Below are 12,352 nucleotides of genomic sequence, written 5' to 3' on the forward strand. Positions count from 1 at the left end.
TGGTGCACTTGAGACAAGTGCACCCCCTACAAAATACAAAAGTAAGTATTTTGTGAGAAATAACATATACTTGTTAGTAATCGTTAACCATTGCGCAAACGTTTACCTTGGCGTTTGGAAGAAAAACATACATAACTTTGCACAAAAACACACAAATGTTTAATTTTGCAACATCAATAAATGAAATCTAATAACGACTAAACAATACTATGCAAATTACTTTTAATATCCAGTACAAGACAGTATTCGGCGAAGAATTGCTGCTGAACATCGTTGGCGGAGAGGCTGGCGACCGCACCGTAGCAATGTCTACCGCTGACGGTTTGACTTGGACATGCCAGATAGAGGCGAAGAAGAGCGACAAGCGTGTGGACTATTTCTACAGCGTGCGCAACTGCTGCGGCATAAAGTGCAGCGAGTGGAAGACTGTCACGCATCGTCTCGACCTCAACACAAAGGCTTCGCAGCACATCATCGTTGAGGACCTTTGGCACGAAATACCATGCGACACATATTTATATAGCTCGGCTTTCACCGACTGCGTGAACCGCCGCGCCGAGGGCAGCGTGAAGCCATTGGCATACGACAAGGCACTGCGTCTCGTGGTGCGTGCTCCGCAGCTACATTCGGGCGCACGTCTCGCCCTCACGGGCAAAGGCGTAGTCTTAGGCAACTGGGACTTGAAAAAGGCTCTGCACATGACCGAGCACAACCACAACGAATGGATTGTGGACATCGACGGCGACGCACTCGATGCAAACGATAAAGAAGTAGGTTTAGGTAACAATAATAAGATTTGTAGTAAGTTAGTTCACGAACTGGAGTTCAAGTTCGTGGCGTTCAGCGACAAAGGCGAGGAGATGTGGGAGACGTGCGAGAACCGCACACTCACTCTCAAGCCTTTGGAGCAGAACGAAGTGCGCGTAGTGGCACTCGACCAGTCATTCTACGCGCTATGCGACGAGAAGGTAGCGGGCACACTCGTCCCCGTCTTCTCACTCCGCTCCGAAGGAAGCTTCGGTGTGGGCGACTTCGGCGACCTTAAACTGATGATCGACTGGGTGGCTAAGACCCACCAGCGCCTCCTGCAGGTGCTGCCTATCAACGACTCTACATCCACACACACGTGGACCGATTCATATCCCTATTCATGTATATCAATCTTCGCTCTGCATCCGCAGTATGCCGACCTGCGCCAGCTGCCCGCATTGAGCGACAAGCTGGAGGCAGACCGCTTCGAGGTGCTGCGCGAGGAGCTGAACGCTCTGCCGCAGATCGACTACGAGCGCGTGAACAACGCCAAGCTGAAGTATCTCCGCCTGCTGTTCGAGCAGGAAGGCAAGAAGGTGCTTGCGTCTAAGGAGTTCAAGGCGTTCTTCGCCGACTGCGAGCACTGGCTCGTGCCTTACGCCTACTACTGCTACCTGCGCGACCTCTACGGCACGTGTGTCTTCTCGGAGTGGGCTGACCACAAGCAGTGGAACGAGGCTGACCGTAAGGCACTCAGCAATCCGAAGAGCGAACTATATAATAAGGTGGCGTACTACTACTACGTGCAGTTCGTGCTCGACCAGCAGATGCACTCAGCTCACGAGTATGCCCGCGCTCGCGGCGTCATCCTCAAGGGCGACATTCCTATCGGCGTGAACCGCAACGGCTGCGACGTATGGCACGAACCCGAATACTTCCACCTCGACTCGCAGGCAGGTGCTCCGCCAGACGCATTCTCGGTGAACGGACAGAACTGGGGCTTCCCAACGTACAACTGGGACCGCATGATTGCCGACGGATGCCAGTGGTGGGTGCGCCGCTTCCAGAACATGGCGAAGTACTTCGACGCTTACCGCATCGACCACGTACTCGGCTTCTTCCGCATCTGGGCGATACCTACCGACTGCGTAGGCGGACTGCTCGGACAGTTCCAGCCGGCACTCGCCATGACTCGCGAAGAGATACAGAGCTACGGGCTCAACTTCCAGGAGCATCTGTTCACAACGCCGTTCATAGCCCACTGGGTAGTGGAGCGCGTATTCCGCGAACACACCGAGGAGGTTATCAAGACTTATCTCAACCACGAGCACGACGACATCTACTCGCTCAAGCCCGAATACGACACGGAGCGCAAGATTGAGGCAGCGTTCGAGGGCAAGACAACGGAGAAGGACGTATGGATGCGCGACGGACTCTACGCGCTTGTTGACGACGTGCTCTTCGTGCGCGACAGCAAGAACCCCAACCTCTTCCATCCGCGCATCACGGCGCAGCTCAACTTCATGTACGAGGCGCTGTGGGACGGCGACAAGGCTGCGTTCAACCGACTCTATAACGACTACTATTATCGCCGCAACAACGAGTTCTGGTATGGCGAGGCGATGAAGAAGCTGCCGATGTTAGTGCAAGCCACCCGTATGCTTGTATGCGCAGAGGACTTGGGCATGGTGCCCGACTGTGTGCAGTGGGTGATGCAGCAGCTGCGCATACTGAGCCTCGAACTGCAGTCGATGCCGAAGGACTCGAGCGTTAAGTTCGGCTATCTATCGCGCAATCCGTACCGCTCCGTCTGCATTCTCTCCACACACGACATGCCTACACTGCGCCAGTGGTGGGACGAAGACTGGGCACGCACGCAGGAGTTCTACAACTCTATGCTCTACCGTGGCGGTGCCGCACCGCATCCGCTGCCGGGATGGCTCGCTCGCGACATCGTTTCGCAGCAGCTCACCTCGCCCTCGATGCTCTGCATACTCTCGCTGCAGGACTGGTTCGCCATCGACGAGCGCATACGCCTTGCTGATGCCGACGCCGAGCGCATCAACATCCCTACTAACCCGAAGCACTACTGGCGCTATCGTATGCACATGAACATCGAGCAGCTCCTCGCCGACCGCGACTACAATGAGCAGGTGAAGGAACTGATTGACGAAGCAGGAAGAAAGTAATTATAGGAGGGTATGGCATCCCTGCCATACCCACGCCGCATTATTGTTAGCAGACGGCGTGGGTATAGCAAGGATGCTATACCCTCCTATAGATACTCCAACTTCTTTTTTTAACGGCTTCTGACCTCCTATAAATCAACCATCACGAATTATAAGCAAAAGAAACAAATATGACCCTAAAGACCCTTCTCCTTTCCTTCCTTACCACCTGCACGGCGCACAGTGCCGTAGCACAGACGTTGGGCGGAGTGGAGTATTCGCCCAAGGCAACGACATTCCATATCACTACGTCGCCCGACGTAAAGAAAGTGAACGTACTGCTGTCGGACACAGACAGCGACAATTCCACAGAGCAGCTCACAAAGCAGATGAAGCGTGTGGGCGCAGGCAAGTGGAAGCTCACCGTGAAGAGCGACCTCAAAGGCAAGTACTACCTCTTCAGCGTGTACAACAGCGCACAGCCCGACAACACACCCGGCATCTTCGCCAAGGCGGTGGGCGTGAACGGCAAGCGCGGTGCCATCGTCGACCTGCGCGATACCGACCCAGAGGGCTGGGCTGACGACGTGCGTCCGACACTCAACAACCCGTGCGACCTCGTCATCTACGAGATGCACCACCGCGACTTCTCCGTCGACCTATCGTCGGGACTGAAGCACAAGGGCAAATATCTGGCGCTCACAGAGCCGAAGGCTATCGAGCACCTGCAGCGTCTCGGTGTGAACGCCGTACACATTCTGCCGTCGTTCGACTACGCTTCTGTGGATGAGTCGAAGTCCGATGTGCCGCAGTACAACTGGGGATACGACCCGCTCAACTACAACGTGCCCGAGGGCTCCTACTCCACCGATGCTGCTACGCCTACAACACGCATACGCGAGTTCAAGCAGATGGTGCAGGCACTGCACCGGGCAGGCATCCGCGTCATACTCGACGTGGTGTACAACCACACGTTCGACATCAACGGATCCAACTTCCAGAAGACTTATCCCGACTATTTCTATCGCAAGACCGCTGAGGGCAAATACTCCGACGGCTCGGGCTGCGGCAACGAGACGGCGAGCGAGAAACCGCTCATGCGCGAGTTTATGAAGGAGAGCGTGGAGTACTGGATAAAGGAATACCACATCGACGGCTTCCGCTTCGACCTCATGGGCGTTCACGACATCGAGACGATGAACGAGATACGTGCTATGGTAGACCAGATTGACCCGTCTATATATATTTATGGTGAAGGCTGGAGCGCAGGTTCTTGCGCCTATCCGCAGGAGAAGCTCGCCATGAAAGCCAACACCAAACAGCTCAACGGCATCGGTGCGTTCTGCGACGACATGCGCGACGCGCTGCGCGGTCCGTTCTCCGACGACCATAATGGCGGCTTCCTCATCGGCGAGCCTGACCAAGAGGAAAGCATCAAGTTCGGCATCGTTGGTGCCATTGCGCATCCGCAGATAGATATGACGAAGGTGAACTACTCGCGTGAGGCGTGGACTAACGAACCATCGCAGATGGTGGCTTACGTGAGTTGCCACGACGACATGTGTCTGACCGACCGCCTGCGCGCTACGGTGCCGTACATCACCGACGACGAGCTGATACGCCTCGACCTGCTCGCACAGACCGCTGTGCTCACATCGCAGGGCGTGCCGTTCATTCTCTCGGGCGAGGAGATGCTGCGCGACAAGAAGAGCGTGCACAACTCATTCCGCTCGCCCGACTCCATCAACCGCCTCGACTGGAACAACCTGAAGCGCTATCCGCAGGTGTTCGACTACTACGCCGGTCTCATCGCGCTGCGCAAGGCGCATCCTGCGTTCCGCATGGGTAAAGCTGAGGAGGTGCGCAAGCATCTCGAGTTTGTCGACGCACCGAAGGGTGTGGTGGCATTCCGACTGAAGGACAATGCCGGTGGCGACGCATGGAGAAACATCTACGTGGTGCTCAACTCGCAGAAGACGCCGCAGAACGTGAAGGTTGCTGAGGGCAGCTACACAAAGGTGGTGGCAAACGGCAAGGTGAACGCCGAGGGTCTCGGACTCATCAGTGGCACAACTCTCACGGTTGCTCCGCAGTCGGCATTGATAGTACACGACTAATAACATTATAATTTATGAATATCAAACACATACTACGTAAGAGGGTGATACTTCTACTCGCCCTCTTCTTTTCTTCGACTATTGCTATGAACGCAGCACAGAAGATTGACCGCATTGAGCCTACAAACTGGTTCGTAGGCATGAAGAACCCACAAGTGCAGCTGATGGTTTACGGCAAGGACGTGCGCGCTGCTGAGGTGTCGACCGACTATCCGGGCGTGCGCATCGACTCGCTCGTACGTCTCGACTCGCCCAACTATCTGTTAGTGTACCTGAACGTAGGGGATGCCCAGCCAGGCACGATGAACCTGCTGTTCCGCGCCGGCAAGAGCAAGACGAGCGTGAAGTACGAGCTGAAGGCACGCGACATGAAGGGCGAGGAGCGCATGGGCTTCACCAACGCCGACGTGCTCTACATGCTCATGCCCGACCGCTTTGCGTCGAGCGGAAAGTATCTCAACGTGAAGGGACTGAACGCTTACAGCGTGAACCGCAAGGAACCGTCGCTGCGTCATGGCGGCGACCTCGAAGGCATACGCCAGCACCTCGACTACTTCAACGAACTGGGCGTAACGGCATTGTGGTTCACACCCGTGCTTGAGAACAACTCGCCCGACCACGGCAAGAGCAGTACGTATCACGGATACGCCACGACCGACTACTACCGCGTAGACCCACGCTTCGGCACAAACGACGACTACCGACAGCTTGTTTCCGATGCACATAAGAAGGGACTGAAGGTGGTGATGGACATGATTTTCAACCACTGCGGTTTCGAGCATCCGTGGGTGAAGGACATGCCGACAAAGGACTGGTTCAACACACCCGAATGGCTTGCTCCTGAAAATCAGGCGAAGGCGGTGAAGACGAAGACCGTGGACGGCGACCAGATAACTAACGACAAGTATCTGCAGACAAGCTACAAGCTGACACCAGTGCTCGACCCGTATGCGTCGAAGGTAGACCTGCGCGAGACGGTGGACGGCTGGTTCGTGCCCTCAATGCCCGACCTCAACCAGCGCAACGAGCACGTGATGACTTACCTCATACAGAACTCCGAGTGGTGGATTGAGACCGTTGGCATCGACGGCATACGCATGGACACTTATCCGTATGCCGACCGTAAGGGCATGGCACACTGGATGGAGGTGCTGAACACGGAGTATCCCAACTTCAACACCGTGGGCGAGACTTGGGTGACCGAGCCTGCATACACCGCAGCATGGCAGAAGGACTCGCCGCTGGCTGAAGTGAACTCGAACCTGAAGACTGTTATGGACTTCGCATTCTTCGACCGTCTTAACCAGGCGAAGAACGAGGAGACCGACGACTGGTGGAAGGGCTTCAACCGCATATACAACTCGCTCTGCTACGACTATCTGTACGTAGACCCGTCGCACGTGATGGCGTTCATCGAGAACCACGACACCGACCGCTTCCTCGGCGAGGGTCAGGACACATTAGCACTGAAGCAGGCACTGGCTCTGCTGCTCACCGTCAACCGTATTCCGCAGCTCTATTACGGCACGGAGATACTGATGAACGGCACGAAGAGCACTACCGACGGACATGTGCGCCGCGACTTCCCCGGAGGTTTCGCCGGCGACACACGCAACGCCTTCAACAAGGCGGAGCGCACGAAGGAGGAGCAGGCTATGTTCAGCTTCACAAGCCGTCTGCTCCACTGGCGCCAGAACAACGAGCTCATCACAAAGGGCAAGCAGACGCAGTTCATACCGTTCAAGGGTGTATACGTGGTGGCACGCACGCTCGGCGACAAGGCGGTGATGACAGTACTCAACGGCACATCAAAGACGGCTACAATGTCCGTAGCACGCTACGCAGAGATTATCGGCAACCGCACGGAGGCTACAAACGTGCTAACGGGCAGAAAGATAGACCTCACGAAGGACGTGAAGTTGCAGCCGAAGGGCGTACTCGTACTTAGTCTGTAACCATCCGCGTCGACCGATGCGGACATCTGCGCCGACCGATGCGGACATCCGCGTCGACCGATGCGGACATCTGCACCGACCGATGCGCACGTCTGCGTCGGTCGGTGCAGATTGTTTTAACCCAAGACAAGAGTCGTCACACCTTGCCCTGATTGAAACAAAATACCAAACAATAACAATAAAAACCAAACCTAACATGAACAAATTTCTAAAATCAATGGCTGCCATCGCATGTGGCGTGGGCTTTCTGCCCCTCAACGCCTCCGCACAGGGCTGGCCATCACAATACCAAGGCGTGATGCTCCAGGGCTTCTACTGGGACAGCTTCGACGCATCGCAGTGGACAAAATTAGAGAGTCAGGCTGACGAGCTGGCACCTTACTTCAAACTCGTATGGGTGCCGCAGAGCGCATACTGCGGCGGCAAGTCGATGGGCTACAACGACCTCTACTGGTTTACGAACTACAACTCGTCGTTCGGCACAGAGCAGGAGTTGCGCTCCATGATCGGCACATTCAAGCAGAAGGGCATCGGCACAATAGCCGATGTTGTAATCAACCACCGCGGAACCGTCAAGAACTGGTTCGACTTCCCCAAGGAGACATACAAGGGCAAGACGTACAAGATGACTTCTACCGACGTGTGCGCAGGCGACGACAAGGGCAAGGCTGCGGAGGAGGCGAAGAAGCAGGGCGTGAGCCTCAGCACCAACTACGACACGGGCGAGGACTGGGACGGTATGCGCGACCTCGACCATAACTCTGCCAACGTGCAGAACTGCGTGAAGGCATATCTCGACCTGCTGCTCAACGACTTAGGATACGCAGGTGTGCGCTACGACATGACAAAGGGCTATGCCGGCAAATTCACGGGCATGTACAACAAGGCGGCAAACCCAACCTACTCCGTCGGCGAATACTTCGATGGCAACAAGACGAATGTCACCAACTGGCTGAACGCTACGAAGGTGGACGGCAAGGTGATGTCGGCAGCGTTCGACTTCCCTATACGCTACTCGGTGCGCGACGCAGCGAACAATGGCAACTGGTCGAAGCTGGCGAACGGCGGACTGACTACCGACGTGGTGTACAAGCGCTACGCCGTGACGTTCATCGAGAACCACGACACGGAGAAGCGTAGCGATGCTGCGCAGGATCCGATACGCAAAGACACGCTGGCGGCTAACGCCTATCTGCTCGCCATGCCGGGCACACCGTGCGTGTTCTACAAGCACTGGACCGACTGCAAGCAGGACATAAAGAACATGATACTGGTGCGCAACATTGCCGGCATACACAACGAGAGCAACTGGTCGTGCACGGAGAACTCTGCATCGCGCTACGTCGTGACGACAACGGGTGCGAACATGAGGCTGCGCGCTGCGGTGGGCACCACTGCCAACGCATACACACCCACCGACGACGGATGGGCTTTGGCTGCCGAGGGCTACCACTGGCGCTACTTCCTGCCTACATCTGCCGAGACGGTGTTCCCGTCGCTGCCGTCGGGCGAATACCATAACGCGCCGACCGTAACGCTACGCGCCATATCCACCAACAAGAATGCCCAGATTGTCTACACGCTGGACGGCTCCAACCCAACAGCATCGGGCACAAAGGTGGCTAACGGCACTAAGGTTACGCTCCCCAACGGCAAGTGCACGCTGAAGGCGGCATTGCTCGCGAACGGCAAGGTGGGCACTATCGTGACTCGAACATACGACGTGCGCAAGTTTGAAGCATACACGTTCGCTGTGTATGTGAACACCGAGAACGTGGGCTGGAAGAACTGCTACTTCTGGACGTGGGGCGGCGACGACACACACGCACCGGCTAACAACAAATGGCCTGGCGACAACGTGACGACACTGACGGAGAAGAACGGCAAGAAATGGTACAGCAAGCAGTTCAAGATAAACACACCGACCGACTACGTGAACTTCGTGTTCGCAAAGGAGAGTTCGGTGCAGACGGCAGACGTATCGGGCATCACAACCGATGCTTACTTCGAGATACAGAACTCGAAGGACTCGCAGGGACACTATCTCGTGAAGAACGTGACAGCCGACCAGCCTACAGCCATCGCGGACATCGCTGTCAGCCACAACGCGAACGCCACATCCGTAGTGGCTATCGACGGCAGAACAGTGCGCCACTTCAACAGCGCAGTGTCTACAACAGAAGCTATCAGCGGACTCGCTTCGGGCATCTACATCGTGAACGGCAAGAAGATTCTCGTGCGTTAAAGACCTTTACTCTCACAATAAAAGAGAAGTTCATGCGTTAATAAGAAGTTCTCACACAACAATTAAAGGAATTTCTTATACAATGACATACATCAGACATCTGCTGAAGGCGTACCCGGTATCGTGCTTCTATATCCTTATGATATTGGTATTGTGCTTCGCAACGATACCGAGTACGCCGCTCGACAACGTTACGCTCATAGACAAATGGGTACACATAGCCATGTACGCCGGCACGTGCGCCACCATCTGGCTTGAGTATCTGCGCAACCATAGCGCGAAACGCCAACCGGTGATGCGCATCGCATCGCCTACGGACAAGCCTGCGCTCAACTGGGCAAAGCTACTGTGCCTTGCGTGGCTCGCACCGATACTGATGAGCGGACTTATCGAGATACTGCAGGAATACTGCACGGGCGGACGACGTAGTGGCGACTGGCTCGACTTCGCAGCCAACTCCATCGGAGCGACACTTGGTGCTCTCGCAGGTATCATAATGGTTTACAGCAAGCGTTCAAGGCAGTGAGACTTTCGCAAAACGGCAGTGAGACTTTCGCAAAACGAATGTCTCACTTTTCTTTTTATATATACAAGTTTTGAGTACCTTTGCACATTATTACATATAAACCAAGAAAAAACAGTATTAAGTAAATAGAAGTGAAACCAACTTTTCAACTTATTTCGATATTCGTACTCGCACTGCTCCTGTTCGTGGGCTACTCGAAGGCTCCCGACTATGTGGCTGACGCGTTGCATCTGAAACAGATTGGGCAGGACATCACGACGGACGACACAGACACCATGCACGTCGAGGATGCGGCAAGCGACACCATCACCGAACCGGTAGACACCGCACGACAGCGCGTGCTTATCTTCGGCGACTCGATGAGCCAGCTGCTCGCTCTGCGCCTGTGCGACTACACTGGCGCCAACGGACACTCGCTGACGTGCGTCACATGGAACGGATCGGGCACGCATCAGTGGGCTGCTTCCGACACGCTGCGCTTCTATATGCAGAGGGTGCGGCCGACGCATGTGTTCGTATGCCTGGGCAGCAACGAGCTCTACTCTGCCGACATGAAGGGATGCAGAAAGCGTGCCGAGAGGATACTCGCCAAGATTGGCAACGTGCCGACAACATGGATTGGTCCGCCAAACTGGATGGAGGACAAGGGCATCAACAACATGCTGCAGAGCTTCATGGGCAAACGACGTTTCTTTATGACCAAGGGAATGGAACTCGATAGGCAGGAGGACGGACGCCACCCAACGTATGCGGCTGCAGCAAAATGGATGGATAGTATCGTGGAATGGATGAACAGCGGAAAGGCGGCGCACCCGTTCGTAATGAACAAACCGACAACTCACTCAAGAAGATACACTCAGATAATCATTCCGATGAACCCAGGAAAGGCTGCGACAACGGACAGCATAGACGTGAACACCACGGAGGAACCACTACCGAAGCCTATCAGTGAGCAAGAGGGTGAGCAGAAAACAGAACTAAAGAGCGAACAGAAAGTGGAACAAAAGGACGAACCACATACCGAACCTCACCATACGGCAGCTGATAAAAACAAAGAATGTACTTCAAACAATAAAGAATGAACTATACAGACATAAACATAGAGGTGATGCTCGTGGCGTTTCTCGCTATATACACACTGGTGAAACGCGCCTCACGCACAGCGATGATGCTCTACGTCGTGGCGTTCAACCTCTACTTTGCCTACCGCCTGAACGGCAGCGTGATGTGGCTGCTGCCCGCTACGGCGTGTTTCAACTACGCCTTGACGCAGGAGATGGCACTACGCGAAGGACGAACACGCAAACTGCTGCTCGCCACCGTTGTGGTAGCAGACCTTGCGGTGCTCGCCTACTTCAAGTACGCCACGTTCATACTCAACGATGTCATCGGACTCATGCTGCGCACCAACTTCTCGTTAGGTTCGATAGTGCTGCCCGTGGGCATTTCGTTCTATACGTTCCAGGGAATCAGTCACGCTGTGGATGTCTATCGCCGCCGCTTCACGATGAACACCACGCTGCTCGAATACTTCTTCTACCTCACATTCTTCCCACTGCTCCTCGCCGGACCTATCACACGCGCCGAGAACCTTATACCGCGTCTGCGCCGCAACCGGCAGGCATCGAGCCGCATGGTGTGGAGCGGATTGTGGCTCATCATGCTCGGACTGGTGAAGAAAAACATGGTGAGCGACTACATCGGACAGTTCACCACATGGGTGTTCGACGCGCCGCAGACTTTCTCGGGCTTCGAGAACATGGCGGCACTGCTGGGCTACCCCGTGCAGATATACTTCGACTTCTCGGGCTATAGCGACATGAGTATCGGTGCAGCAGCCATACTCGGCTTCTGGCTACCCGACAACTTCAGCTTCCCCTACCGTGCGCTCAGCCTTACCGACTTCTGGCGACGCTGGCACATATCGCTCTCTACGTGGTTCCGCGACTATCTGTACATACCACTCGGCGGCAACCGCAAGGGTACGCTGCGCATGTATGCCAACAACTTCATAACGATGCTCGTAGCCGGATTGTGGCATGGCGCATCGTGGATGTTCGTCATCTGGGGAGCGCTGCACGGTTTCGGCCTGTGCGTACATAAGTTCTTCAGTCGCCAGCTGCGCATCACTATCCCCTCCACGCTATGGGGCAACACGCTGAGCTGGCTCATCACCTACGTGTACGTCTGCTTCGCATGGTCGTTCTTCCGCTCGCAGAGTCTTACGCAGCTCGGCACGATGTACGAGAAGATAGCCTCCGACTTCAGCTGGGCGTATCTCTCACCCTTCGTCTACGCACGTCCTCTGTGGACAGTCTGCCTCCTCGGTGCCATGCTCACCTATCTCATCCCCGAACGAACTTACACACGCCTGCAACTGCGCTTCATAACGCTGCCTTGGCTCGCCAAGTTCATCCTCTTCATAGTCTGTGTGCAGCTCGCCATCGAAGTGGCGCAGGAGGACGTGCAGCCATTCATCTACGGAGCCTTTTAGGAGGAGAGAGCGAACTTCAGCTCTCTTCAACAATAGTTTTTAGCAACATCACTAAATATATTTATTTGTCTTTTTTTAAATAAGGTTGACACCCTAA

7 protein-coding genes are annotated in these 12,352 nt (G+C 55.1%); all 7 read left to right on the plus strand.

Going from position 1 to position 12,352, the window contains the following annotated elements:
- Nucleotides 1–209: 209 nt before the first annotated feature.
- The 7 genes from HMPREF0673_RS00815 (at nt 210) to HMPREF0673_RS14030 (ending at nt 12,255) form a co-directional block, all read left to right on the plus strand.
- Nucleotides 210–2,939 (plus strand): 4-alpha-glucanotransferase, encoded by a 2,730-nt coding sequence (locus HMPREF0673_RS00815; protein WP_007896880.1) that lies wholly within the window; start codon nt 210–212, stop codon nt 2,937–2,939.
- 170 nt (nt 2,940–3,109) lie between these two features.
- Nucleotides 3,110–5,035 carry a type I pullulanase gene (gene pulA, locus HMPREF0673_RS00820; protein WP_007896882.1) on the plus strand — a complete coding sequence of 642 codons (1,926 nt, stop codon included), beginning with the start codon at nt 3,110–3,112 and terminating at the stop codon, nt 5,033–5,035.
- A gap of 14 nt (nt 5,036–5,049) precedes the next feature.
- Nucleotides 5,050–6,990: an alpha-amylase family glycosyl hydrolase gene (locus tag HMPREF0673_RS00825; RefSeq protein ID WP_007896883.1), complete on the plus strand. Its 1,941-nt coding sequence runs from the start codon at nt 5,050–5,052 to the stop codon at nt 6,988–6,990.
- A gap of 196 nt (nt 6,991–7,186) precedes the next feature.
- On the plus strand, nt 7,187–9,235 hold the full coding sequence (locus HMPREF0673_RS00830) for an alpha-amylase family glycosyl hydrolase (RefSeq protein WP_040596148.1): 2,049 nt from the start codon (nt 7,187–7,189) through the stop codon (nt 9,233–9,235).
- An 82-nt stretch (nt 9,236–9,317) separates the two neighbouring features.
- Nucleotides 9,318–9,761, plus strand: a complete 444-nt coding sequence (locus tag HMPREF0673_RS00835) for a VanZ family protein (RefSeq protein ID WP_007896885.1) — start codon at nt 9,318–9,320, stop codon at nt 9,759–9,761.
- Nucleotides 9,762–9,892: 131 nt separating this feature from the next.
- Nucleotides 9,893–10,843 (plus strand): SGNH/GDSL hydrolase family protein, encoded by a 951-nt coding sequence (locus HMPREF0673_RS14025; protein ID WP_007896886.1) that lies wholly within the window; start codon nt 9,893–9,895, stop codon nt 10,841–10,843.
- Nucleotides 10,840–12,255: an MBOAT family O-acyltransferase gene (locus tag HMPREF0673_RS14030; protein WP_007896887.1), complete on the plus strand. Its 1,416-nt coding sequence runs from the start codon at nt 10,840–10,842 to the stop codon at nt 12,253–12,255. The genes HMPREF0673_RS14025 and HMPREF0673_RS14030 overlap by 4 nt, the downstream gene beginning before the upstream one ends.
- Nucleotides 12,256–12,352 lie beyond the last annotated feature (97 nt).

The organism is Leyella stercorea DSM 18206, assembly GCF_000235885.1.
GTDB classification, from domain to species: domain Bacteria; phylum Bacteroidota; class Bacteroidia; order Bacteroidales; family Bacteroidaceae; genus Prevotella; species Prevotella stercorea.